This window comes from Dactylococcopsis salina PCC 8305 (assembly GCF_000317615.1).
Taxonomy (GTDB): Bacteria; Cyanobacteriota; Cyanobacteriia; order Cyanobacteriales; family Rubidibacteraceae; genus Halothece; species Halothece salina.
Genome location: NC_019780.1, coordinates 12,995 through 37,896, shown reverse-complemented (window position 1 = coordinate 37,896; position 24,902 = coordinate 12,995). Strand labels below are relative to the sequence as shown.

Genomic DNA, 24,902 nt, shown 5'->3' with positions numbered 1-24,902 from the left:
CTCTCTTATGGATAACGAAGGACAAAGAAAACTGGTCACTGTAAATGCGTTAACATCAGGTAATGTCGTCTAGAAAAAACGTAGGTGATGATGGAGTTAGATTCACTTCCCACTGAAATTATTTTGAATCATCCTCGTCAGTCTTTGGGGAAAATTCAACTTGATTCTCAACCACAACCCGGACAACATATCGAACTGAATGGTGAAACTTACCGCATTTTAGAACGCCACCATCATTATCAATACAAGGTGGGAGGATATCGGCTGGAAAAAATGTCGGTTTATGTTCAATCCGCACAACGTCCCGACGAAATTACCTATCTAGAAGGAAAATGGGTCATCGGCGACATTACTTGTGAGTATAACGCTCGATCGGAGCTTTTGCGCTGTGCGGTCAACCCAGAAGGGCCTTGCGAAGGATGTCAACACTATCAACCGCAATAATCGTGAATAGGGCAAGGCATGGACGTAACTGGACTCGAACCAGTGACCTCTACGATGTCAACGTAGCGCTCTAACCAACTGAGCTATACGTCCCAACGACGCTTTATTACTTTAACATGAATTTTCCAGAACTGCCAAGAGGACAGATTAATTTAAGTAGTTTTAACAAAATTAGCGCCATCGACGCTGCAGTCTGGTACAATGATCAAGGTCAATCTAGGCAAGTGTAAGCGTCTTTGACTCAATCGACAACCGAACCCATCCAACTTGATACTTTAACCCAAGAACTGGCAGCGATTCAGCAAACCGGTTCTAAACGAATTGCCATCCTTGGCTCTCGTCACGTCCCCATTACTCATCAGCAACTCATTGAAATGATGAGCTATGCCCTCGTTTTAGGGGGAAACCGTCTGGTTACTTCTGGGGCAACTGGAACGAACTCCGCTGTCATTAAGGGGGCAATGCGGGCTGATCCCAATTTATTAACCGTGATTTTGCCTCAAAGCCTCGACCAACAACCGAAAGAATCTAGAGATCAATTAGAACAGGTGATTCATTTAGTAGAAAACCCTGAACAAAATGAACTTTCTCTAGGCGAAGCGAGTGCGTTGTGTAACCGAGAAATTATCTCTCGCTGTCAGCAATTAATTTGTTTTGCGTTTCACGACAGCCACACGCTACTCAAAACCTGCGAAGAAGCAGAGGACGATCGAAAATTAGTCACCTTATTCTACTTTGATTAACTCATGGAAACTTCTACTCAGGCTGTACTACTCTACTCCTTGGCGGGAGGGGCAATATTAATTTATCTGCCCTTTTTCGCCGTCGGGTGGGGGCGTTTACAAGTCGGTTACGACTATCAATCTCCTCGCGCTATGTTGGAGAAATTACCCGCCTATGCCAAACGAGCCACTTGGGCGCATCAAAATGGATTTGAATCCTTTACTTTTTACGCACCAGCGGCGATTAGCGCCTATGTGACACAGGTTGATTCTCAGTTGGCCTTGTCGGTGGCGATTGCTTATGTCATTGCTCGTTTCTTCTATCCGATTTTTTATATTACCAATATTGCACCCGCGCGATCGCTCATGTTTGCGATCGGGTCGCTGAGTAGTATGATTTTATATGGTTTAAGCATTCTAGAAATTAACTCCTCACTTTAATTTCTGCTTGTTTGTTGACTCACATTAACTGGATGCTATGGCTTCTAATTACACTTTTGATATTGTTAGCGATTTCGATCATCAAGAAATGGTGAATGCAGTGGATCAAACGCGACGAGAAATCGAAACTCGTTATGATCTCAAAGATTCTCAAACCACTTTGGAGCTAACCGAAGACACAATCACCGTTAATACAGATAGCGAATTTACTTTAGATACGATTCACGACATTCTGCGAAATAAGGCAGCCAAACGCAATCTTTCCCAAAAAATCTTTGAATATGGAACGGTGGAATCAGCGAGCGGAAATCGTGTGCGTCAGGTAATCACCTTAAAGCGGGGAATCGACAAAGAATTAGCGAAAGAAATCACCAAAAAGATCAAAAACGAATTTAAAAAAGTACAACCTTCAATTCAGGGGGATAGTGTTCGCGTTTCTAGTAAATCAAAGGATGATCTGCAAGCAGTTGTACAGACGATTAAACAGGAAAATTATCCCGTCCCCTTACAAATTACAAACTATCGTTAAGTTAGAGATTACTGCGATAAAATAGGGAAAAACCGTTATTAAATCTAGGGAAATTATGGGTGAATCAAAACGCCGCCGAGAGGCTTTAGGAGAGAAATACGGTGAGGAAAAAAAGCTCGTTCCCTGGCTCGGAATTACCAAAAAAGACGGGGAACGATTTGTGAGTTGGACGACTCGCGGCGCATGGATTGGAATTGCTCTGTTAGTCTTCTATTGGCTCACCATTCGCATTATTGGGCCGGCGTTCGGTTGGTGGGAAGTAAACTAATCCACTTTTAAGACAGATCAGGGCGAACCCGATTCGCCCCAATTTACTTCTTACGCTTTCCTACATCGATCGTCAAACCTTGAAGAGAACGCGCCAAGACAGTAGAAACCGTTTCTTGTTCTTGGTAAGATAAACCAGGAAACAGGGGTAAAGAAAGCACCTCTTGCGCTGTCGTTTCTGCCACTGGAAATGCTCCCACTTGATAGCCTAAGCTCTGATAAGCGGGTTGAAGATGTAACGGTAAAGGATAATAAACCATTGACCCAATTCCATTTTCCTGTAATTGGTAACGCACTTGATCTCGGTGTTTAGCATCAATGCGAATTGTGTACTGATTCCAAACTCCTTTCCCTCCTGAAAGCACCGAGGGTAAAATCACCCCTTCTACCTGCGACAATAGCTGATGGTAACGAGTGGCAATTTCTTGACGTTGTTTATTCCAAAACTCTAAATAAGGGAGTTTAATTAATAAAATCGTTGCTTGTAAAGCATCTAAGCGACTATTCATTCCAATTTCTTCTTGAAGATAACGCTCTCGTTGTCCATGATTCGCCAACATTCTCGCCGCTTGCGCGATCGATGCGTTATTCGTAACTAGCGCCCCACCATCACCACAAGCTCCCAAATTTTTAGTAGGAAAAAAGCTAAAACAACCCACATCCCCCCAACTTCCCACCTGTTGGTTATGCCAAGTCGCCCCAGTGGCTTGAGCGCAATCTTCAATCACAAAAAGATGATGTTTTTTAGCAATTCTCATCACTTCCGTCATCTTCACGGGTTGACCAAATAAATGAACGGGAAGAATCGCTTTGGTTTGAGGAGTAATCGCCGCTTCAATTTTTTCAACATCGAGGTTAAACGTCGTGGCGTTGATATCCACAAACACGGGTTTTGCGCCTGTAATAGCGATCGCTTCTGCGGTGGCGGCAAAAGTAAAGGGCGGAGTAATTACCTCGTCTCCAGAGCCAATTTCGAGAGCGCGGAGAGCCAGATAAAGGGCATCTGTGCCAGAATTACAGGAAACGCATTCTTGTCGCCCGATCGTCGCCGCAAAATTTTCTTCAAAGGTTTTCACCTTCGCACCGCCGATATAGCGCCCAGAGGTTAAAACCTTATTGACTGCGTGATTAACTTGTTCGCTGAGGAGGTGGTATTGTCGAGTGAGATCAATAGGAGGGATAGAAGTCATTAGAAGATAATGCTGATTGAGTTAGACACAATTGATTTAGTGCTGACAATGGTTCTGATCGTTGTTGCTCTTAGTGTATCGCGTTGGCAACAATTGGGACTAGAAGGACAGTTATTTTTCAGTGCGATTAGAGCTTTTTTACAACTGATCGCAGTGGGTTATATCTTGGAGTTGGTGTTTACTTTAGAAACCGTGTGGGGAGTGTTAGCGGTTTTATGCGTCATGGTTGGAATTGCCACCACAGTCACTAAAAATCGCATTTCTCAAAAACTCTCACAGTTATTTTGGTGGGTGGGAGGAAGTTTACTGTTAACCACCAGTCTAACTTTAGGCTATGTCGTGATGTTCATTGTCCAACCCAGTATTTGGTATGATCCCCAATATTGGATTCCTCTCGCTGGTATCATTATCGGTAATGCGGTTAATGGCGCGACGATCGCTGGAGAACGGTTAATTAATGCCATTGAAAACAATCGGGGAGAAATTGAAACCCATTTATGTTTAGGCGCAACCCCGAAAAGCGCGATCGAGCCTTATCGCCGTCAAGCCATCCGTGCTGGGATTTTGCCGAATTTAAACCAAATGGCTTTAGTGGGAATTGTCACCTTACCTGGTATCCTCACCGGTCAACTGTTAGGGGGAGTAAATCCTTTAAACGCTGTCTCCTATCAGATTTTGATCTTGTTTAGCTTAGTCTTCGCGAATCTTTTGACCACTTCCTTAATCACTGTCGCCATCTACCGTCAGTTTTTCACGCCAGAAGCACAACTTCGGTAGCCGTAGGTTGGGTGGAGAGAAACGAAACCCAACACCAATATTTGTTATTTGTTATTTGTTATTTGTTATTTGTTATTTGTTATTTGTTCACTGGTCACTGATTACTGGTCACTGGTCACTGGTCACTGGTCACTGGTCACTGATCAAAAGATTTTTGATACACTTCTTAATAAATTCCCTAAGAAATCCCAAAACGTTTTACTCTAAAAGCTAACCCATGTCTTAGTTTGCAAAGGTTTAAACCAATCCTTTGTCATTCATCTAAGATATTGAGGGGGAAAATGAGAAACATCGTTAACCGTTATCGTAGCAAGGGCAACAAAAAACGACACGAAGGATTAATAAATGAATCTATTGGAAAAACCTCTTATAAGCTCAAAATTTGCCCACAAGACCCTTGTCAACGCAAATAACGATCGATCGATGCTCATTTTCCCAAACTTAAGTAAAACCGTTGTGATAGGAGATCAATAAAAATAATGATTAGTGCCTCCGGAGGAAGTTCAGTCGCACGTCCCCAACTTTATCAAACCGTACCTCTCTCTAAATTATCCCAAGCGGAACAACAAGACCGCTTCTTAGAGAAAGGAGAACTACAAGAACTAAATACATTTTTCCAGTTGGGAACCAAACGCATCGAAATCGCACAGATTATTACTCGTAACTCCGAGTTAATCGTCTCTCGGGCTGCGAATCGGATTTTTACGGGGGGTTCGCCCATGGCTTACCTTGAAAAACCGCGAGAAGAAGCCCCAGCAATGGTCGCAGCCAATGGCGAAGAACAGGATATTGGTCGCCAAATGCAACTGGGAACAGTTAGCTATCAAGAAAGCAGCGGTGGCGGTCTCTTAGAAGGACTACGATCTTTATTTAGCCTCTCTGGTAGCAGTAGTGTTCCTGTCCCACCAGGCTTCCGTCCCATTAATGTTTCCCGTTATGGTCCCAAAAATATGCAGAAATCGCTGCGGGACTTATCTTGGATGTTGCGTTATGTGACCTATGCGATCGTTGCAGGTGATCCCAATATCATCACCGTTAACGTGCGTGGGCTACGGGAAATCATCGAAAATGCTTGTTCCAGTGATGCAACAATTGTTGCTTTAGGGGAAATGCAAGCCGCCGCCGTGAGTTACTTCCGTCAAGATGAAGACGATCGCGCTAACGTAGAGCAATACTTCCAAGTTTTAATCAACGAATTTAAAGCCCCTACCCCTTCCACCAAACTCCGTCAACGTCCCAGTGGCGACAAACAAGGGTTAGAACTGCCTCAAAGTTACTTTAACGCGGCAGAAAATCGTCCGAAATACGCGATGAAGCCTGGACTCTCTAACTCGGAAAAACAAGCGGCGGTAAAAGCAGCGTATCGTCAAGTCTTTGAACGGGACATCACTCGCGCTTACAGTCTCTCCATTTCTGATTTAGAATCCAAAGTTAAAAACTGCGAAATTTCCATGAAGGAATTTATCCGCCGTTTGGGTAAATCTCCCCTTTATCGGAAACAGTTCTACGAACCCTATATCAACAGTCGCGCTTTAGAATTGGCGTTCCGTCACTTCCTCGGACGGGGTCCGTCTTCTCGCGAAGAAGTACAAACTTATTTCTCCATTGTCTCTAATGGCGGACTTTCTGCTTTAATTGATGCGTTAGTGGATAGTCAAGAATACTCCGACTACTTTGGCGAGGAAACAGTCCCTTACATTCGCGGTTTAGGAGAAGAAGCGCAAGAATGCCGTAACTGGGGAATGCAGCAAGACCTGTTTAATTACAGCGCCCCTTTCCGCAAAATTCCTCAATTTATCACCACTTACGCTCAATATAATCGTCCTCTGGCGGATCAACATCCCTACGGAAGCGGCAATGATCCTCTAGAGATTCAATTTGGGGCAATTTTCCCGAAAGAAACTCGCAACCCCAGTAAAAGCCCAGCGCCGTTTGGTAAAGATACCCGTCGGATTTTAATTAATCGTGGTCCGGCTACCTATAACCAAACTGGAAACCCGAAAGCACGAGGATTATTCCCGGGTTCTCTCGGTCCGAAAGTCTTCCGCGCTGACGGGATGGCGTTTTCAGGTTTAACGGATAAAACCAATAACAGCTACAGTGTCAAATACTCCGAAAGCAGTTCTCAAAAGCTGATTCTAGCTTGTTATCGCCAAGTGTTTGGACGGGATGTTTATGACGGACAACGGATGAAAACGGCGGAAATTAAGTTAGAAAATGGCGAGATTACCGTTCGTGAGTTTATTCGGATGTTGGCGAAGTCGGAATTATTCCGTAAACTCTACTGGACTTCTCTTTATGTCACTAAGTCCGTTGAATACATCCATCGTCGTTTGTTAGGTCGTCCCACTTATGGTCGTCAAGAAATCAACAAATACTTTGATATTTGTGCGAAGAAAGGGTTTTATGCGTTAGTGGATGCCATTCTGGACACCACAGAGTACAGCGAAACCTTTGGCGAGGATACAGTTCCCTATGAACGTTATTTAACCCCAGGTGGGTTACAGTTACGCACTCGCACCAATAACCTACGGAAAGATGTGGGAACAGAGGTGCAAAAAGAGGTTACTCCTCGTTATACTGAGTTGGGTCAAGTTTCTGAAGAACGCAGCGAACCCGATGTTCAGTATCGCATTAAACAAGGGGTTAATAAGCGTCGGGAACAAACCAAGCAGTTTAAGCTCACGAATCTGTATGATAAGGTTGCGGTTAAAACTGTAATCGGCGCGGCGTATCGTCAGGTATTTGAACGGGATATTGAACCCTATGTGGTAAAAGCGGAGTTTACCAACTTAGAAAGTAAGCTCGGAAATGGTGAGATTACTGTTAAGGAGTTTATTGAAGGGTTAGGTTGTTCTGATCTCTATGTGAAAGAGTTCTACACGCCTTATCCTAATACGAAGGTGATTGAGTTGGGAACGAAGCATTTCTTAGGACGAGCGCCGTTGAATCAGAAGGAGATTCAAAAGTATAATCAACTTCTGGCAAGTAAAGGGATTCGGGCGTTTGTAAAGGCGTTGGTGAACAGTATGGAATATTCCCAAGTGTTTGGGGAGGATGTTGTTCCCTATCGTCGTTATCCCACGCTCCCAGCTGCGAATTTCCCCAATACCGAAAGCCTGTACAATAAGTTAACGAAGCAGGATGACGAGTTGGTTGTTCCCAGTTTTGAAACCACTCGATCGAAGATGGATAATGGTAAGCTACCGTTAGCGGCTCAAGCCAATGGCACAAATGGCGCGGGAAAAACCGCTCAGTATCTGGAGTTAGCTCGATCGATGAACGCTCCTGAAACGGTACAAGAAAGCGCCGCTCGGATTTTCCGCCATTCTCCCCAAGCCAACCGCAGCCAAACCCAAGAAGTGATTGATGCGGTGTATGCTCAACTGTTAGATGTGCCTCAAGCGCAAGTTCCCGATGAGTTCCGTTTACAGTCATGGGAAGCAGCTTTTCTCGCAGGTGATTGTACCGTGCGCGAGTTGGTAAAAGCCGTTGCTAAATCTGATTTATATCAACAGCGTTTTGTGATTCCTTACCCAAATCCGAAAGTTGCGGAAACGCTCGATCGACATCTGTTAGGGCGCACCGCCAGCTCGATCGAAATCAACGAAATGACCCGACTCTTAACCGAGAAAGGGCTTCACGCCGTCGTTGATCACATCGTCGATGGTGCTGAATACGATCGTTTCTTCGGTGACATGGTTGTTCCCTACTCCAAAGGAAACTAACCGCCTCTTGATCCCCCCTGACTAAGGTGAGAGTTTCTTAGCCCCCCTTACGAAGTGAGGATTGGGGGGATTAACATTTCACGCAACCGACAAATTAGAATAGATGTTGGGTTTCGCTTCTTAGCCCCCCAAACTTGGGGGGCTGGGGGGCAAACAACCCAACCGACAACTCTTAGCCCCCCTTACGAAGGGCCGGAGCGAAGTGAGGATTGGGGGGATGATTACCCAACCGACAAATGATAATTGATGTTGGGTTTCGCTTCTTAGCCCCCCAAACTTGGGGGGTTGGGGGGCAAACAACCCAACCGACAAAATAGAATAGACGTTGGGTTTCGCTTCCCTCCACCCAACCTACAACTACTCTTAGCCCCCCTTACAAAGGGCCGGAGCGAAGTGAGGATTGGGGGGATTAACATTTCACGCAACCGACAAATGATAATTGATGTTGGGTTTCGCTTCTTAGCCCCCCAAACTTGGGGGATTGGGGGGCAAACAACCCAACCGACAAATGATAATTGATGTTGGGTTTCGCTTCTTAGCCCCCCAAACTTGGGGGGTTGGGGGGCAAACAACCCAACCGACAAATTAGAATAGACGTTGGGTTTCGCTTCTTAGCCCCCCAAACTTGGGGGGTTGGGGGGCAAACAACCCAACCGACAAATTAGAATAGACGTTGGGTTTCGCTTCCCTTCACCCAACCGACAAGTTTCTGTTCCCCAAGAAATACCCCACCAAATACAACGACCCACACAAAATCGTTGTCGGATGAGACACCTCACCACTCACGACTCTTTCCAATGCCGCTTCTAACGACTCACAAGGAAAACACGCCTCAACTTGTGTCTGCATTTCACACAATTCCTGCGGTGGAGTCGTACGATGATCGGGTACGGGAACAGTGTAAAGCGTATCCCCTGGACGCAACAAAGTATTTAATATCTTATCCTGTTCCTTAGTTGATAAAATCCCCATAATCCAAGTTACAGGTTGTGGTAACGTATCCACATATTGACGAAGCGCCGCCGCCGCCGCTGGATTATGAGCGCCATCGAGGAGAAGGGATAAACCGCGCCATTGCACCCACTGTAACCGTCCTAACCAGCGCGTTTTTGCCATTCCCTGTTGAATGATTGCATCAGGGAGATGCCAACCGTTTTTTTGGAGAGATTGAAGCGTCGCCACTGCTACCGCCGAATTGGTTAATTGCACGTCTCCCAGTAGTGGTAACGGGTAAGATAAACCGTCAGATACCGCCCAATTTTCTTTTTCTGTGAGTCGAGTTGCTGGTTCTACCCAAGTTGTCGCACAGTTTAAAATTGTCGCCTTTTGTTGAATTACGGCGGCAGCTTCGGGGTGTTGGGGGGCGATAAAAGCGGGACAATTTAACTTTAGAATTCCTGCTTTTTCGGTGGCAATTTTTGTTAAGGTATCTCCCAAAACTTGCCAATGTTCCAAACTAATTGGTGTAATTACTGAGGCAATAATTTCTTCTTTAACATTTGTTGCATCTAAACGACCCCCTAACCCGACTTCCATCACGGCAACATTAACTTTTTTTTCGGCAAAATATAGCCAAGCGGCTGCGGTGACAACTTCAAAAAGCGTCGGTATCTTTTCCTCAGAAAAATTACGGTTAATTGCATTTTTAACAGTTTCTAAAACTGCGAGAAAATCGGTTTCTGTAATGGGCTGTTCGTTGAGACAGAGGCGCTCTGTCCAATCAATGAGATGAGGAGAAGTATAACGCCCCACCTGATAACCTGCTGTGGTTAATACAGAGGACAGATAGGCAGACGCTGATCCCTTACCATTTGTTCCCGCGACATGGATGAGAGGGACTTTTTTTTCTGGGTTGCCTAGTGCGGCGAGTAATTTTTTAATTCGAGTTAACCCTAAGTTAACCCCAAATCGTTGGAAGGATTGCAAATAAGATGTAATTTTCATTATTAAATTGATTGAAATCACGAAATAGTGACAAAAGGATTGGAAAGGAAGATTTTAGGCAGAATTTTCCGATCCAATTTCCACCAGGAGCAGGAAACACTCAGTCTAGTATTTTCAGTCGCTTTGAAGATACGCCCAATTTTGAGCAAGCTCCTTATATTATTGATCATCAGCAACCCCTAATTACTGTTGCGGATACCAGCGATTTAGACTTTGAAACCACACCAACGTTTAACTTTGAAGTAGTAGTGCGCGATCGCGCAGCAGGGGACGCACCAGGACGTACCGATCAAGTTGATGTTACCGTCAACTTAAGCGTACTCTGATACATTGAACTCTAGCAAACGCTCATCTTCTTCTCAATTGGAATCAAAATCATGCGCCAAATTATTTCTATTCCCGAAATTCCTTCTCCCTCTCCTGGTAGTACCTTCAGCTTAGATATCGAATACCGAGTTGATCCCACGAATGCTGACACGGAAACCTTAACAGGTTTGGGGATGCGTCTTCATTTTGACTCTAGCGCTTTAGAGTTTTTGAGTGTAGAAAACTTTTTTCGAGAAGATGTTCCCTTGAATACGGTCCCCGAAAGTGCGGAATCGGAAGGTGAGACAACTTCTGATAATGATCCCAGCACTGACCAGTTGATCAGTACCAATTGGACTGATGTCAGTGGTAACTTCCCTGGAGAAGGAGAAACACCAGTTTTACTCTACACCGTTAATTTTAGAGCAACTTCTAGTTTTTCTGATGCGACGACTCTTAATTTTTCTCGCATCAGCACCCCTCCTGGGTTTGAATTGGATACTCCTGTCGTGGCGATCGATGCGACGGATTCTGGAAATGCTCCCCCTTCAGTAAGCAATGAAACGTTCTCGATCGAGGAAAATAGTCCTATAGAAACGGTAGTCGGAACGGTCAGAGCAAGTGATCCAGAAGGACAGTCGTTAACGTTTAGCCTCGATGATAATAGTGTCTTTGAGATTGATGATCAAGGGGAGATCACCGTTGTTGATAACACAGTCCTTGATTTTGAAACTAACCCCAGTTTTACCCTTAATGTCACGGTTGATGATGGGGAGTTAACGGATACGGTTAGCGTCACGGTTAACGTGAATAATGTTAATGAGTCTCCGATCGTCCCTGATCAAACTTTCAGCGTTCGATCGAGCGCTACAAACGAAACCGTCATCGGAACGGTCAACGCCAGTGATCCTGAAACAGACGACTTAAACTTAGAGATTATTAGCGGTAACTTGGACGCAGATCAAGATGGTGAACCAGCATTCGTCTTGGATAACACTGGAGAAATCACCGTTCGTGATGCAAAAGAACTCGACGAGAGAGACTCTTTTTCCCTGACGATTCGAGCCTCAGAAACCGCTAATCCAGACCAGTCCTCGATCGCAACGATTACTGTCAATGTTACCACCTCCCCAGATAGTCCTCTGTTATTTGGTAGTCTTGACGATGACACCCTTGATAGTAACGACTCCCAAACCCCCTTTGATGGCAGTAATCGCCTCCTCTTCACTGGTGCTGGTGGAGACAATATTAACGCCAGCGCGGGGGGTGGTAATAATCGCATTTATGCGGGAAGTGAGAATGATGTAATTATTGCCGCCGAGGGCGATCGCGTTTTCGGTGGCACCGGTAATGACGAAATCACAGGAAATGGTGAGAGTCGTTTCTACGGACAAGCAGGAGATGATTTATTTAGAATTGGGGCAAGTGGGAATAACACGGTGTTCGGTGGCTCTGGAAACGATGACTTTATGATCGCCGAACGCGATCTTCTTCCTGATGCGGCGAATACGATCCGTGACTTTACTCCCGCAGACGATACCCTCGGCATCGATCGCCCTTTCCTCAGTTTTGACAACGATATTCGTCTCGTACAAGAAGAAACTGCCATTCCCACCACCCTTGTCATCCTTCGTCTCGCGGGATTAGAACAAGAAGAAACCCTAGTTCGTTTACCAGGAGTGGAAGTCAACGAGATCAGCGCCGAAGATTTCCTTTTTGATGTCTCCTCTCTCGCTTAAAAAATAGCGAATTAAATGGTTGTCACTCTTTAATCTTTATGTTTATAATAATAAGAGTGCGTCGCGGGATAGAGCAGTCTGGTAGCTCGTCGGGCTCATAACCCGAAGGTCGGTGGTTCAAATCCGCCTCCCGCTATAAACCCAAAACCCCTCCACGCGAGGGGTTTTGCTTTTGGAATGAAACTTAAAAAAGGGTCTCGCATCCTAATAAGTAATTTGTGTTGGGTTTCGTTTCTTTCCACCCATTGCAGTGAACAGTGATCAGTGATCACTAATCAGTGACCAATGTAGAGACGTTCCATGGAACGTCTCCCAGTGATCAGTAATCAGTGAACAAATAACGAATAACGAATAACGAATAACGAATAACGAATATTGGTGTTGGGTTTCGTTTCCCTCCACCCAACCTACGTTTGATAATTGTTGGAATTAATGGAAGTGAAAAAATGAGTACAAATACAACTAAAAATCGCTTAATTGAAAAGATTAACACACTTTCTGAAGTCGAACTAAATGCTGTCTTATCATTCGTAGAGAAGTTAGAACAGTCTGGAAAAGATAATGGAGAGTTTCAAACTCAAAAAACAGATGAAGAAAGAAAGGCTTTAGCGGAAAGATTTGAGAGATTATGTGATAAAACTCAAGCTCTGCTTGCAGATAATTCTATTACTGAGGAAGAAATACAAGCAGAAATTGAGGCTTATCGGAGAGGTGAATGAAAATTATTTTTGATACAAATATTCTCATCTCCGCAGCCTTAAAAGGAGGTAAACCTAAAAGCGCGATCTCCCTAGTGATTGCTAGTTCCAGATTTGTATGGATTGCCTCAGATGTCATTATCCAAGAATATAAAGAGGTATTAAATCGTCCTAAATTGAAGTTACCAGCAACCACAAAACAGGAGTGGTTAGAGATGATTGATTTAGCAGTAAAACTGATTGATGTTTCTATAACTGTTGACTTTCCTAGAGATCGAAAAGATGCTAAATTTTTAGTTTGCGCGATCGCGTCTAATGCCGATTATTTAGTGACAGGCGATCGGGATTTTGAAGAAATACTAGATTTAGGTGTTACTCAAGTTGTTACTGTATCTCAGTTTCTCGAATTAATAGAAGATAAGTAGTAGGCTCTTCTTTTGATCAAAAAACGTTGCAGGGGCGAAACGCCGTTCACCCCATAAAAAAAGCAACGGTTTTACTTTTTCAACCAGCTAAACATCGCCCGTAAATCTTTCCCAACTTCTTCAATGGGATGTTCTGCTTCCCGACGACGAGTAGAACTTAAAACTGATTTTCCGGATTGATTTTCTAAAACAAATTCTCGTGCAAATTCTCCCGATTGAATTTCAGATAAAACTTTTCTCATCTCAGCACGGGTTTCTTCATTAACGATGCGAGAACCGCGACTATAATCTCCATATTCGGCAGTATTAGAAATACTATCACGCATATTGGCGAGTCCCCCTTCCACCACCAAATCAACAATTAATTTGACTTCGTGGAGACATTCAAAATAAGCGAGTTCTGGTTGATATCCCGCTTCCACTAAGGTTTCAAAACCCGTTTTAATTAAAGCACTGAGTCCACCGCAAAGCACCGCTTGTTCGCCAAATAAGTCGGTTTCAGTTTCTTCTCGGAAACTGGTTTCGAGGATACCCGCACGAGTGCCACCGATCCCTTTAGCATAAGCCATGGCGCGCGATCGTCCTTCTCCTGTTTCATCTTGGAACACAGCAAACAAACAGGGAACGCCTTCTCCTTGTTCATAAGTTCGTCTCACTAAATGTCCTGGACCTTTCGGCGCAATCATTACCACGTCAACGCCCGCTGGGGGAACAACTTGTCCAAAATGAATATTAAAGCCATGGGCAAACGCTAAAACTTTTCCAGGGCTTAAATGAGGTTCAATTTCTGCTTTGTAAACTGTTTTTTGTACCTCATCAGGGAGTAAAATCATAATCAGATCAGCCGCTTTGGCAGCTTCGGCAACTGATTTCACCGTTAAACCCGCAGCTTCTGCTTTGGCGGTTGATTTGCTTCCTTCATATAAGCCAACAATGACATTAACACCGCTATCTTTTAAGTTTAGAGCATGAGCATGACCTTGAGAACCAAAACCGATGATTGCAACGGTTTTATTCATTAAAAGGTCTAAGTTTGCATCCTCGTCATAGTACATCCGCGCCATAATACAAGTCTCTCTCACGTTTGTTGTAAGTCCTTTATCCTATCCTATAAGCGCGATCGAGTACAAGCCATTAATCATTGATCATCAAAGATGCTGTTTAGTATTGTTATTCCCACCTATAATCGGAAACCCATTTTAGAAAAGTGTATCCAAGCACTAGAAAACCAAGTGATTACTGACTCTAATCTGATTAGTGATTACGAAATTATTATTGTCGATGATGGTTCAACCGATGAGACCATTTCTTGGTTAAAACAAAAGGCTTTTCCCCATCTGCGCTGGTTTCAACAAGATCATCAAGGACCCGCAACCGCGAGAAATTTAGGGGTAGAAAAGGCAAACGGGGAGATAATTGTGTTTATTGATAGTGATTTAGTTGTCACTGAAACTTTTTTACAAGCTCATGCTCATGCTTTAAACTCTAGCATCGATCGCGCCTTTACTTATGGACGAGTCATTAATACCTCTAACTTTGAAAATCCCACCGCCGAACCTTATAAACTAACCGACTTTTCCGCCGCCTATTTTGCCACAGGTAACGTTGCGATTCACCGCCAATGGTTAGAAAAAGCGGGTTTATTTGATCCGCAATTTCAACTGTATGGTTGGGAAGATTTAGAGTTAGGGGTTCGGTTGAAAAAGTTAGGCTTAAAACTGATTAAATGTCCCGATGCGGTGGGTTATCATTGGCATCCGCCCTTTAGTTTAGAACAATTGCCGCGTTTAATTCAACAGGAGATCGATCGAGGAAAAATGGGCGTTGTCTTCTACGAAAAACATCCCACTTGGGAAGTAAAAATGATGATTCAAATGACAATTTTCCATCGTCTTTTGTGGGGAATCTTATCGGGAGGAGGACGTTTAAACGAAAAAACCATGAGTCCTCTTTTACAATGGTTAATCAATCAGGGAAAACCACAACTAGCGCTAGAAATTGCTCGCATTTTCTTAAACTGGTACAACGTTCAAGCCGTCTCTGGCAAAATCCCCCTTTCTAAGCCGTAGGTTGGGTGGAGTTTACGAAACCCAACATCAATCAGTATGTAGGTTGGGTGAAGTTTACGAAACCCAACATCAATCAGTATGTAGGTTGGGTAGAGACGTTCCATGGAACGTCTCTACGCGAAGCCCAACACCAATCTCATCTAAAATAAACATATTATCATAGTTGAAAACAATGATCGAGTCAAGACTAAAAGAGGGATTTTTCACGGAGAGTAAGAAAACAAAATAGAATCGGATTGGAAGTTAATTTATATTGATAAAAAAGACTTGACTTTTTCAATAAAATGAATAGAATTAAAGGCAGGAAAATTTTAAATAATTCCCCCAATTTGTGTGAGGACAAAATAAAAATGATGCTAAAAACTATTCAAAAGATCGCGATCGAAATTTGCTGTGTCGGAGTGATTGCATTCCCTAGCTGATCAGTATTTACTGCTGATGCGATCGCACTTCCCGAATCCACTCCTTTAGCGGCGATGGAAGAAGCAGCGGATCAAGCCGCTTCCGAAGCTAAAGAAAATGGCGAAAACATCGTTGACAAAGTTAAAAGTTTATTCACTGGTGAATAATCCAGTTGATTAATCTGAAATTGAATCACTGATCAGTTATAGAGACGTTTCCAGGAACGTCTCTAATTTTTATCTCTCATATATTGTTGTATTGTTGTTGGGTTTCGCTTCCCTTCACCCAACCTACGGCTTAGGCTTTACCTAATTTTTGGATTTCTTGGAACTTCTCGAATAACCGATCGCCCCAATAAGCCACATCATAATCAGTAACCGTCTTATACATCTTCTCCATCCGTTGTTCTTGTTCCGCTTGTGGCATATCTAAAGCCTGATCGATCGCGTCATCCATCCGATCCATCGAATAAGGATTGGTTAAAATCGCTTGTGGTAACTCCACCGCAGCCCCAACAAACTCCGATAGAATCAACGTTCCGCCTTTTCCTTCCCGCGCGACCACATATTCTTTTGCCACCAGATTTAAGCCATCTCGTAAAGGAGTCGTCCAACACACATCCGCAGCGCGATAGTAACAAATCAAATCATCAAAAGGAATCGGCTGAGTAAATAACATAATTGGAATCCAATCAAACGTCGCAAAACGCCCATTAATTTCCCCAACCAACTGTTCAATGAGATTTTGGGCTTCTTCATAAACCCGCATTCCACTGGCGGGAGAAACACAAGTCACCATCATATTAACCTTCCCTTGTAACTCTGGACGACGTTCTAACAAGCGACCATAGGCTTCTAACATCTCCCGTACTCCCTTCACATAATCCACTCGTCCGGCAGACATGATTAACTTGCGTCCTTGAAGACGTTCTAAAATCGCCTCATAACGTTCCTTGGTTTCTGGATTTCGTAAAGTCTCTAAAATTTGTTGGGGATTTGTTCCCACTGGAAACGCATCTATATTAACGATTCGATCGCGCCAGCGTAACTGTGTCGTCATTTCTGGTTCCGCCAAAGCCGTTCCCACAGGAGTAATATGTTCAGGAACAACGGTATTTTTTACCACTTCCACTGAACGTAAACTGCGAGCGACATTTACAAAATTTTGTGAGTAACGGGGGATGTGGAAACCGACAATATCACAACAGAGAAGACTATCAACAATTTCTTCTCGCCAAGGCAAGATATTAAAAACATCCACCGAAGGAAACGGCGTATGATGGAAAAAAGCAATTTTTGCATTCGGTTTAATCTTGCGGATATATTCAGGAACGAGCCAAAGATTGTAATCGTGAACCCAAATTAAAGCATCATCCGCAGCCTCTTCGCAAGCCGCTTCTGCGAACAAACGATTAACCTCTCGGAAGTTTTCCCAGTTAGAAGTTTCGTAAGTAAAATGATAAGGGAAAGAGTGCAGGATGGGCCAAAATGCCTCTTTAGAAGTAATGTGATAGAAGTCTTTAACTTGGTCTGGGGTTAAAGCAATGCGACGGACATTGTAGTTGGCGCCATCTTCGATTTCTTCTGCAGGAATATGAGATTTAAACTCAGCATTATCTTTAGACTTGACCTCTTTCCAAGCTACCCAAGTTCCTTGATTAACATTAGAAAAAAAACTTTTTAAGGTGGGAACAATTCCATTTGGGCTTTGTTTCGCCTTGTAATGAATAACGCCATCCTCGTCCATCACCTCATCATAAGGTTGGCGATGATAAAGAATTACTAAAGAAGATTTCATAATTTAACCTCCAATTTAAGCAGTAGCAGAGATGTTTAATTTTACATCTCTAGGCTGATCTAGAGTATTTTATTTTTGCTCTCGAATTGCGTTACTTTAACATAGAGTAATCAGTTTCTCACCAATCTAACGAAAGAAGTTTTTTCTTCTGTCTGTCTTTATCTGCTTGGTAAACTTGTTTGAGTAATATCAGGTTCGGGTAATTGTTTATAATTGGTGTTGGGTTTCGCGTGGAGACGTTCCATGGAACGTCTCTACCCAACCTACTTTTTATCATTGATTGAGCGAACCTGATATAGCTAATTATCGAAAGCAAGCCTCGATCGCGCTCTTTAAATTTTCTTGACTGAGATCAGTAATAATAAAAACTTCTTGCACACTTTTTCCCTGACGAGCGATCGCTTTATAGCCCCCGCGAATGGGAACGGATACCCTTAACTTTAACTTTTGACAATTACTACGAGCGCGACTAATCACCCCAGGAGTAACGGTATAAATCCCCTGGTGAGTAATCAGCCGCTCTAAAACCGGAATCAACCCCTCAATATGGGTGGAATGATTCCAAACTAATCGTCCCTGCGAAGAATCTCCCATGTTACGCTTTCTCCAAAGGAGCCATTGTCAAGCCTTCTCGTCGTAACTGTTGATGATAGAGTTCCGCCGCTTCTTGGGGGCCAACCCAAACAATGGCTTGTCCTTCATTGTGGACTTGTTCGGTGAGACTCCAAGCGCGATCGCTCGTCATCCCTGGAATGTACTTCATCAAACAATTCGCCACGTGCTGAAAGGTATTCACCTCATCATTGAGAACAATCACCTTATAATTCGGGTAGCCCGTGCGAACTGTCTCTTTTGTTTTTTCGGGAGCTTGTATCGGGGAAGCTGTCGCTTGTATCATAACCAACCGTTTCTTTTGAGAAAATTAAAAATTCTTACCCTTATGATATCGATCGAATCTCGTTTAACCAAAAACCAAAGCTGCATACCCAAGGTAACATTGCGCCGTTGAGACTTCTTTCCCCAGAAAGAGATTAGATTTGTTAAATTATACCGATAGAGGTAGTTTACAATGTTTAAGGCGATGTTGCGATTTTTAACGCAACAGAAAAGGAGATAGCCATCCTACTAAATGAATTGTAAATTGTTTTTGCCCCCAAACCCCCAATTCTGGGGGCTTCGATGAATCAACTTTTTACATAAGAAATAGGACTGCTATAGTCCGTTGATGACTACCGAAAAAGCGATTAATCTTAACTCTGGGAGAGAGAAACACCAAAACATGACCATTTCACAACAGCAACAAGAAGCCCCAGGCATGGGGCGAAGACAGTTTATGAACCTCTTAACCTTCGGTAGCATTACCGGAGTCGCCCTCGGTGCGTTATATCCAGTGGTTCGTTATTTCATTCCTCCTTCTTCTAGTGGCGCAGGAGCGGGAGTCACTGCCAAAGATGAATTAGGAAATGATATTCTTGCCAGTGAGTTTTTAGGGAAGCATCCCGCCGGCGATCGCGCTCTGGCGCAAGGACTAAAAGGCGATCCCACCTACGTTATCGTCACTGAAGACGAAGAAATCGCCAGCTATGGCTTAAACGCAGTTTGCACCCACCTCGGCTGTGTTGTGCCTTGGAATGCCAGTGAAGGAAAATTCATTTGTCCTTGTCACGGCTCACAGTACAACGCCGAAGGAAAAGTGGTTCGCGGTCCGGCTCCTTTATCCCTAGCGTTGGTTAATTCTGATGTTAACGAAGACGGTAACATTGTCTTCACTCCCTGGAAAGACACAGACTTCCGCACCAACGAAGAACCCTGGTGGGTTTAAATCATCCTCTTTTAATAAATAATTTGCAAGTAGAGCATAAATAAAGCAAGAAAAATAACCCATGAACAACTCTTTTTGGCAAGCGTTTACGCAGAAAACCAAGAGTCTTCTCACGTCGCTACTTTGTATCGTTTTTGCCACCCTAACTGTCTTTTTCGCCAGTGATGCTTTGTTTCCCCAAAGTGCCGCTGCTTACCCTTTCTGGGCGCAAGAAACGGCTCCTGACAGCCCTCGTGAGGCAACAGGTCGCATTGTTTGCGCTAACTGTCATTTAGCGGAAAAAGAAGCGGAGGTGGAACTTCCTCTTTCCGTTGCTCCTGATAGTGTGTTTAAGGCGGTGGTTCACATTCCTTACGAAACTGACACGCAACAGGTATTAGGAGATGGCTCGAAAGGCGATCTCAATGTGGGTGCGGTTTTAATGCTTCCCGAAGGCTTTAAAATTGCTCCTCCCGAACGGATGACTGAGGAAATGAAAGAAGAAGTGGGAGATGTCTTCTTCCAACCCTATCGGGAAGGGTTAGAAAATGTGGTTTTAGTCGGTCCTTTACCTGGAAACGAATATCAAGAAATCACTTTCCCTGTTTTATCCCCAGACCCCAATCAAAATCGTGATCTTTATTTCGGAAAATATCCCGTTTATTTAGGTGCTAACCGAGGACGGGGACAGGTTTATCCTGCTGGTAATAAGAGCAACAACACGGTTTATAATGCTAAAAAAGCGGGAACAGTTACTCAAGTTGTTGATAACGGCTTTGGTTATGATGTCACCATTGCCACCAGTGAGGGAGAGAGTATTGTTGAGAGTATTCCCCCCGGTCCTGAGTTGATTGTGTCTGAAGGTGATGAAGTCGGAAAGGGTGATGCGTTAACGACTAATCCTAATGTTGGCGGTTTTGGACAAGAAGACAGCGAGATTGTCTTACAAAGTCCAGCCCGAATTAAAGGCTTAATGGCATTTTTAGGGGCGATTATGCTCGCACAAGTGCTTTTAGTGCTGAAGAAGAAACAGGTGGAGAAAGTTCAAGCTGTGGAAATGAATTTCTAAGTTTTTCCGAAACAGCAAGTTAGGATGAGGCAGGCTTAGAGCCTGTCTTTTTTTTTGTCGTTGATGAGAATAAACATCCGCTTATGTTGGATTTCGCGTGGAGACGTGCCATGGAACGTCTCTACCCAATCTACTTTTTTGTCCTTTGTTCTTTGTTTTCCAATGACCAATGACCAATGACCAATGACTAATTTATGTTGGGTTTCGCTTCTCTCCACCCAACCTACTTCTCTGATGTTGGGTTTCGCTTCTCTCCACCCAACCTACTTCTCTGATGTTGGGTTTCGCTTATCTCCACCCAACCTACTTCTCTGATGTTGGGTTTCGCTTATCTCCACCCAACCTACTTCTCTGATGTTGGGTTTCGCTTCTCTTCACCCAACCTACTTCTCTGTCGAAGGATAACGAATAACGAATAACAAATAACAAATAACGAATAACGAATAACGGTTTATTCTTCTTCGAGGTTGACGGTTAACTCTTGTTGCCAATTTCTGATTTTTGCTCTCACTTCTCTATAAACGCTGCTTTGAGAGGGAATCCGTTGAGCGATGTTGATGGCGGTTTGTAAGTCGTTTTGATCGGCTTGTCGGAGGGCGATCGCGTAAATTTGCTTACTCCAACGGTTGACTAAACGTTCGGCGCGGTAACTGTAGTTACTGGAATTTTGGGCTGGGGTGATGGTTTGAATGGCTTGGCTAAGAGCTTCTAAAGTTCCAGCTTCGGCGAGGTTTGAGGCTTCTTGAATGCTATTTCTAGCATTGAGTTCACTACGCCAACGACGAATATTGTTTTGTGCTTCTCGATAAAGAGCGCGGTTAGAACTAATTTGTTGTGCGGTTTCGATCGCGCTTTCTAAGCGACCTTGACTCGCTAAGTTACTCGCTTCTGATAAAATTGGTCTATCTTCAATGCGTTCGATTTGATTTTGCCAACTGGCAATTTTTCTTTGTGCTTCTCGATAAAGAGCGCGGTTAGAGGAGATTTCACTGGCGATCGCGATCGCCGCTTGATAGGAGCGAATGCTGCTCCCTCTTGCTAGATTCACAGCGCGGTTGATAATCGGGCGATCCTCAATGATTTGGATTCTGCGATTCCACTGGCTAATTAACTGTCTTGCTTCCTGATAACGAGGATTTCCCCTTGGCACTTCTTCTGCTTTTACCATTCCCGCTCTCAAGTCAGAAATTCTCCCGCCGTTTGCGTATTGTTTGGCTGCTGTAATTACTTTTACATCCTCAATTTCCTGATCCCACCGATCGATGAGAGCCTGTGCTTTAGAATAAAGAGGACGTTCTTCTTCTAATTGTTGCGCTTGGGAAATCGCTTCTTGTAACCCTGAGACTGTTCCTTGTTGCGCTTGTAACCCTGCTAGAGAAATCGCTCTAAGATCGCGCACTTCTGCTTGTAAGTTTAAGCTCTCTGGAATTGCTTGCGCTATATCTAAAACTGTATTCCATTTTCTTTGGTCTAAGTTTTCTTGAGCTTTCCTCATTAGGGTTTCTCCTACCTTTGTAATTAGATTTTGTGCGGCTCGGTAGGAGTAACTACTTTCTTCAATGGATTCTGCTTTTTCGATCGCGGTTAACAAATCTTCCACACCGCCTCGATCGAACGCATCACGCGCTTCATCTAAAACCGCCCCTTCTACTTTTGCTTCTTGTATTTTCGCCATTAACTCGGTATAACGGCGGTTGGCCAGATAGTCATTTTCCAGATCAACTAATCTTCCTGCTTCCTTAAACGCTTGATTCCAGGCGGCTTGATTTAATTGCGCCTCCACATCTTGCTCGATCGCTTCTCCTTGTTGCCAAATCTCACGCCAACGCTTGACTTTCTCATCAACCACTGCTTTTGCTGCCACTCCCGAAGGAATCTTTTTCGCAATTGCCATGGCAGCTTCTAAATTTCCCGCTTGAAACTGTCTTTCTCCTAAAACTAAGACTTGCTCCGACCATACCTTAATATTTTTATTAATTTCCTGACGCAAGGGATGATCTTTGGGTAAGTCTGAGACTAAATTAATGGCAGCGAGATAACTATCCGTATCCCCTTCCTTTGCTTCCACCTGAGCGCAGTATAATCGTCTTGAACCCGAAGCGAGGGGCCAATAGACTGATTCACACCCTTCAGGAGTATTGAGGCTTAATAACGTAGAAGTTGCGACATAACCAGTGGCGCTGAAACTCACCATCACTACCGCCGTCCAAAACTGCCAACCGAATAGTTTAGAAATTTTCTGCCAAGTCGTCGCAGCCACCGTCGTTTCTACTCTGTTACCTGTTTGCGGTGATTGAGGTTGAGAAGGAATAGGATGATTAGTCATAATTGATGAGAAGACGATCCAATGATTGCAGTTCAATTAATTGAACTGCCCCAATTATAAACGCCACAGTTGTCAGTGGTAATGTTAATTCGTTAACCGATGGCAAAGGAAAGCCCGCAACTACAGGGATTAATCGCTTGAGGATTCTTGAAACGAAAGCCACCTCCCATCAAGTCTTCGGTATAGTCTAAGGCGAGTTGGTGGAGATAGGGAAGACTTTTCTCATCAATGATTATAGAGAAATCGGTTTGGGGATAAACTCGATCGGTGCTTTTGATCTCTTCTTCCCAGTTTAAAGTATAGTAAAGCCCAGAACAGCCACCTTCTTCCACACCGAGACGAAGATAGCTATCCGATTTTTGACGGGTTCTCTGAATCCGTTTAATCTCTTGTTGGGCTGCTGCACTAATTTGAATCATTATCCTTTATTGACGAGCGTAATCATCCTGAAACCGAATGATATCATCTTCGCCTAGATATTCTCCGTTTTGCACTTCAATCAACACCAAATTAATCACCCCAGGATTTTCCAGACGATGAGCGGTACACTGAGGAACATAAGTGGATTGATTCGAGGTTAAAATCTCTTCTTTCTCTCCACAAACAACCTTAGCTGTCCCAGAAACAACAATCCAATGTTCGCTACGATGATGGTGCATTTGTAAACTCAGCCGATGTCCTGGTTTAACTTCAATGCGTTTGATTTTGTACCCAATTCCCTCTTCTAAGGTACTAAATGATCCCCAGGGACGAGATTCGGTTTCAGTAGCGGAGGAAAACTGAATTGAGGATGGAAAAGTAAGAGTTTCGTTGTTAGACATGGTTTTACGAATAGATGATTACGTTACAACTTAGGCGTGAACTACGCAAAGCCGTCTTCGACTGAGCTTTGCGCTTCCTCCCCAATAGAATGCGACACAGTAGAAGTCTTACGACCTCTACTATCTCGACTAACATCTAGGCGAGAGGCGGTAACCCCCGTTCCAGAGGTCTGTCTTGAGTGCGTCTTACATTCTGGGGAAACCCCAGAATTACGCACTCGCAAAATTCGCAGTCCTTCATCTTTTATATTCTTGGCAGCGTTTATGTCTCTATCGTGGTTAGTTTGACATTTTTCACACTGCCAATTCCTTACATCAAGGGTCAGGCTTCTTACTTGATTTAGACATACATGACAAGTCTTAGAGCTAGGGAAGAAACGGTCAATTTCTTGATACACTTTTCCTTCCCATTCCGCTTTGTATTTCAACATCGTACAAAATTGACCCCAACCTACCTGACTAATTGCTTTAGCTAGGTTGTGATTTTTGACCATGTTTTTGACTGCTAGATTCTCGACACAAATAACTTGGTTTTCGGAGACTATCCTGCGTGATAGCTTGTGATGAAAATCTAACCGACAATCAGCAATCTTTTTATGAACTCTAGCGACTTGTTTCCGAGTCTTGTTCCGATTGCTAGAGCCTTTCTGTCTTCTAGATAAACGTTTTTGTTTGGCTTTAAGGTTTTTCTCGTGTTTATTCAACCACTTTGGATTCTCGAATTTAGAACCATCACTGGTAATCGCAAAATGATTGATTCCTAGGTCAATACCAATAGCTTTCCCTTCACCAGATTGTTCAGGAATCTCTTTCCCGTCTTCCGTCAAAATTGAAGCATAATAATGACCCTGACAATTTAGAGACACTGTAACACTTTTAATTGTTCCTTCAATTTCTTTATGAATTTTGACGTAAACAACTCCCATTTTTGGGAACTTTAGACCATTATCAACTAAAGAAACATTTTGAGGATAAGTGATTGATTGTTTACGATGTTTAGCCTTGAAGTTAGGGAAAGAAGCTCGTCCTTCAAAAAAGTTGATAAAAGCACGAGACAGGTTGAGAGCCACTAACTGTAAGCATTGGGAATAAGGTTCTTTAAGCCATTCGTATTCTTGTTTCAGTTTTTTAATCTCTTTCTGAATAGCGAATCGGTTTAGACCTTTTCCCGTTGCTTTATAAGTTTCATTAGTCAAGTTGAGCGAGTAATTCCACAAAAAGCGATAACACCCAAAGCTCTTGGCTAAGTGCTGTTCTTGCTCTTTTGTAGGATAGATTCTAACTTTGGTCGCTCTCAACATGGTCAATAAAACTTTTGATGATAAATAAATTTTAGCACAAATTTACTGGTTTGTGTTCTAAGTTCGCGCTTCACCCCAATTCGCTTCGCGCTCAATTGGGGACTTC

General features: G+C 43.5%; 28 protein-coding genes and 2 tRNA genes. 17 read left to right on the top strand and 13 right to left on the bottom strand.

The features are described from left to right. The first annotated feature begins 90 nt into the window (after positions 1-90). Positions 91-444 (top strand): DUF6464 family protein, encoded by a 354-nt coding sequence (locus DACSA_RS00380; protein WP_015227874.1) that lies wholly within the window; start codon positions 91-93, stop codon positions 442-444. 19 nt (positions 445-463) lie between these two features. On the opposite strand, the gene DACSA_RS00375 is transcribed toward DACSA_RS00380, so the two are convergent. Next, a tRNA-Val gene (locus DACSA_RS00375) sits at positions 464-537 on the bottom strand. Positions 538-680: 143 nt separating this feature from the next. Between DACSA_RS00375 and DACSA_RS00370 the strand changes: the two genes are divergently transcribed. From DACSA_RS00370 to DACSA_RS00355, 4 genes are read left to right on the top strand one after another with little or no spacing between them, the layout of a single operon-like run. After that, positions 681-1,187, top strand: a complete 507-nt coding sequence (locus tag DACSA_RS00370; protein WP_015227873.1) for a hypothetical protein — start codon at positions 681-683, stop codon at positions 1,185-1,187. Between the two features lie 3 nt (positions 1,188-1,190). Further along, positions 1,191-1,607: an MAPEG family protein gene (locus tag DACSA_RS00365; RefSeq protein WP_015227872.1), complete on the top strand. Its 417-nt coding sequence runs from the start codon at positions 1,191-1,193 to the stop codon at positions 1,605-1,607. A 37-nt stretch (positions 1,608-1,644) separates the two neighbouring features. After that, positions 1,645-2,136 (top strand): YajQ family cyclic di-GMP-binding protein, encoded by a 492-nt coding sequence (locus tag DACSA_RS00360; protein WP_015227871.1) that lies wholly within the window; start codon positions 1,645-1,647, stop codon positions 2,134-2,136. Positions 2,137-2,191: 55 nt separating this feature from the next. Beyond that, a complete protein-coding gene (locus tag DACSA_RS00355; protein WP_015227870.1) occupies positions 2,192-2,404 on the top strand; it encodes a DUF2839 domain-containing protein in 213 nt (70 codons plus the stop codon). Between the two features lie 43 nt (positions 2,405-2,447). On the opposite strand, the gene DACSA_RS00350 is transcribed toward DACSA_RS00355, so the two are convergent. Next, positions 2,448-3,593, bottom strand: coding sequence for a DegT/DnrJ/EryC1/StrS family aminotransferase (locus DACSA_RS00350; RefSeq protein ID WP_015227869.1), 1,146 nt, complete (start codon positions 3,591-3,593; stop codon positions 2,448-2,450). Between the two features lie 9 nt (positions 3,594-3,602). Here DACSA_RS00350 and DACSA_RS00345 point away from each other — a divergent pair, with 9 nt between their 5' ends. The 3 genes from DACSA_RS00345 to DACSA_RS00340 all read left to right on the top strand — a co-directional run bounded on the left by DACSA_RS00345 (position 3,603) and on the right by DACSA_RS00340 (position 8,098). Then, positions 3,603-4,370, top strand: a complete 768-nt coding sequence (locus DACSA_RS00345; protein WP_015227868.1) for an ABC transporter permease — start codon at positions 3,603-3,605, stop codon at positions 4,368-4,370. A gap of 48 nt (positions 4,371-4,418) precedes the next feature. Then, positions 4,419-4,577, top strand: a complete 159-nt coding sequence (locus DACSA_RS19475; protein ID WP_156800588.1) for a hypothetical protein — start codon at positions 4,419-4,421, stop codon at positions 4,575-4,577. Between the two features lie 272 nt (positions 4,578-4,849). Next, the gene (locus DACSA_RS00340) at positions 4,850-8,098 is read left to right on the top strand and encodes a phycobilisome rod-core linker polypeptide (RefSeq protein WP_015227866.1); all 3,249 of its coding nucleotides are present in this window, start codon (positions 4,850-4,852) and stop codon (positions 8,096-8,098) included. A 690-nt stretch (positions 8,099-8,788) separates the two neighbouring features. On the opposite strand, the gene DACSA_RS00330 is transcribed toward DACSA_RS00340, so the two are convergent. Next, positions 8,789-10,042 (bottom strand): bifunctional folylpolyglutamate synthase/dihydrofolate synthase, encoded by a 1,254-nt coding sequence (locus DACSA_RS00330; protein WP_015227865.1) that lies wholly within the window; start codon positions 10,040-10,042, stop codon positions 8,789-8,791. An 11-nt stretch (positions 10,043-10,053) separates the two neighbouring features. Between DACSA_RS00330 and DACSA_RS00325 the strand changes: the two genes are divergently transcribed. From DACSA_RS00325 to DACSA_RS00315, 3 genes are all read left to right on the top strand, one after another. Continuing rightward, entirely contained in the window at positions 10,054-10,368 is a 315-nt protein-coding gene (locus tag DACSA_RS00325) for a cadherin repeat domain-containing protein (RefSeq protein ID WP_015227864.1), read from the top strand. Positions 10,369-10,419: 51 nt separating this feature from the next. After that, positions 10,420-12,087, top strand: a complete 1,668-nt coding sequence (locus tag DACSA_RS00320; RefSeq protein ID WP_015227863.1) for a cadherin domain-containing protein — start codon at positions 10,420-10,422, stop codon at positions 12,085-12,087. 62 nt (positions 12,088-12,149) lie between these two features. After that, positions 12,150-12,223: transfer RNA gene (locus DACSA_RS00315), tRNA-Met, on the top strand. A gap of 125 nt (positions 12,224-12,348) precedes the next feature. Here DACSA_RS00315 and DACSA_RS20060 read toward each other — a convergent pair. Then, positions 12,349-12,489, bottom strand: a complete 141-nt coding sequence (locus DACSA_RS20060) for a hypothetical protein (RefSeq protein ID WP_156800587.1) — start codon at positions 12,487-12,489, stop codon at positions 12,349-12,351. Between the two features lie 44 nt (positions 12,490-12,533). Here DACSA_RS20060 and DACSA_RS00310 point away from each other — a divergent pair, with 44 nt between their 5' ends. Together DACSA_RS00310 and DACSA_RS00305 are read left to right on the top strand one after the other, a co-directional pair. After that, positions 12,534-12,806, top strand: a complete 273-nt coding sequence (locus tag DACSA_RS00310) for a hypothetical protein (protein ID WP_015227862.1) — start codon at positions 12,534-12,536, stop codon at positions 12,804-12,806. Further along, positions 12,803-13,210: a putative toxin-antitoxin system toxin component, PIN family gene (locus tag DACSA_RS00305; protein ID WP_015227861.1), complete on the top strand. Its 408-nt coding sequence runs from the start codon at positions 12,803-12,805 to the stop codon at positions 13,208-13,210. The genes DACSA_RS00310 and DACSA_RS00305 overlap by 4 nt, the downstream gene beginning before the upstream one ends. A 71-nt stretch (positions 13,211-13,281) precedes the next feature. On the opposite strand, the gene ilvC is transcribed toward DACSA_RS00305, so the two are convergent. Beyond that, positions 13,282-14,274 carry a ketol-acid reductoisomerase gene (ilvC, locus tag DACSA_RS00300; RefSeq protein ID WP_015227860.1) on the bottom strand — a complete coding sequence of 331 codons (993 nt, stop codon included), beginning with the start codon at positions 14,272-14,274 and terminating at the stop codon, positions 13,282-13,284. Between the two features lie 90 nt (positions 14,275-14,364). Here ilvC and DACSA_RS00295 point away from each other — a divergent pair, with 90 nt between their 5' ends. Together DACSA_RS00295 and DACSA_RS21150 are read left to right on the top strand one after the other, a co-directional pair. After that, on the top strand, positions 14,365-15,279 hold the full coding sequence (locus DACSA_RS00295) for a glycosyltransferase family 2 protein (RefSeq protein ID WP_015227859.1): 915 nt from the start codon (positions 14,365-14,367) through the stop codon (positions 15,277-15,279). A gap of 5 nt (positions 15,280-15,284) precedes the next feature. Continuing rightward, positions 15,285-15,428, top strand: coding sequence for a hypothetical protein (locus tag DACSA_RS21150; protein WP_198007602.1), 144 nt, complete (start codon positions 15,285-15,287; stop codon positions 15,426-15,428). A gap of 550 nt (positions 15,429-15,978) precedes the next feature. Here the strand turns inward: DACSA_RS21150 and ggpS are convergent. From ggpS to clpS, 3 genes are all read right to left on the bottom strand, one after another. After that, positions 15,979-17,478, bottom strand: a complete 1,500-nt coding sequence (gene ggpS, locus DACSA_RS00290; RefSeq protein WP_015227858.1) for a glucosylglycerol-phosphate synthase — start codon at positions 17,476-17,478, stop codon at positions 15,979-15,981. A gap of 303 nt (positions 17,479-17,781) precedes the next feature. Further along, a complete protein-coding gene (locus DACSA_RS00285; protein ID WP_015227857.1) occupies positions 17,782-18,072 on the bottom strand; it encodes a DUF2103 domain-containing protein in 291 nt (96 codons plus the stop codon). Position 18,073: 1 nt separating this feature from the next. Beyond that, entirely contained in the window at positions 18,074-18,376 is a 303-nt protein-coding gene (gene clpS, locus DACSA_RS00280; protein ID WP_015227856.1) for an ATP-dependent Clp protease adapter ClpS, read from the bottom strand. A gap of 381 nt (positions 18,377-18,757) precedes the next feature. On the opposite strand from clpS, the gene petC reads away from it, so the two are divergent. Next, positions 18,758-19,300, top strand: coding sequence for a cytochrome b6-f complex iron-sulfur subunit (petC, locus tag DACSA_RS00275; RefSeq protein WP_041235585.1), 543 nt, complete (start codon positions 18,758-18,760; stop codon positions 19,298-19,300). A 61-nt stretch (positions 19,301-19,361) separates the two neighbouring features. Beyond that, complete coding sequence (petA, locus tag DACSA_RS00270; RefSeq protein WP_015227854.1) at positions 19,362-20,348, top strand: cytochrome f; 987 nt, start codon at positions 19,362-19,364, stop codon at positions 20,346-20,348. A 35-nt stretch (positions 20,349-20,383) separates the two neighbouring features. Here the strand turns inward: petA and DACSA_RS21850 are convergent, their stop codons facing one another. From DACSA_RS21850 to tnpB, 5 genes are all read right to left on the bottom strand, one after another. Then, positions 20,384-20,566, bottom strand: coding sequence for a hypothetical protein (locus DACSA_RS21850; RefSeq protein ID WP_041235227.1), 183 nt, complete (start codon positions 20,564-20,566; stop codon positions 20,384-20,386). 233 nt (positions 20,567-20,799) lie between these two features. Then, a complete protein-coding gene (locus tag DACSA_RS00260; protein WP_015227853.1) occupies positions 20,800-22,674 on the bottom strand; it encodes an AAA family ATPase in 1,875 nt (624 codons plus the stop codon). Positions 22,675-22,766: 92 nt separating this feature from the next. Beyond that, a complete protein-coding gene (locus tag DACSA_RS00255; protein WP_015227852.1) occupies positions 22,767-23,093 on the bottom strand; it encodes a HesB/IscA family protein in 327 nt (108 codons plus the stop codon). A gap of 6 nt (positions 23,094-23,099) precedes the next feature. Then, positions 23,100-23,495, bottom strand: a complete 396-nt coding sequence (locus DACSA_RS00250; RefSeq protein WP_015227851.1) for a cupin domain-containing protein — start codon at positions 23,493-23,495, stop codon at positions 23,100-23,102. 41 nt (positions 23,496-23,536) lie between these two features. After that, positions 23,537-24,796 carry an IS200/IS605 family element RNA-guided endonuclease TnpB gene (gene tnpB / locus DACSA_RS00245; RefSeq protein ID WP_015227850.1) on the bottom strand — a complete coding sequence of 420 codons (1,260 nt, stop codon included), beginning with the start codon at positions 24,794-24,796 and terminating at the stop codon, positions 23,537-23,539. Positions 24,797-24,902: the final 106 nt, after the last annotated feature.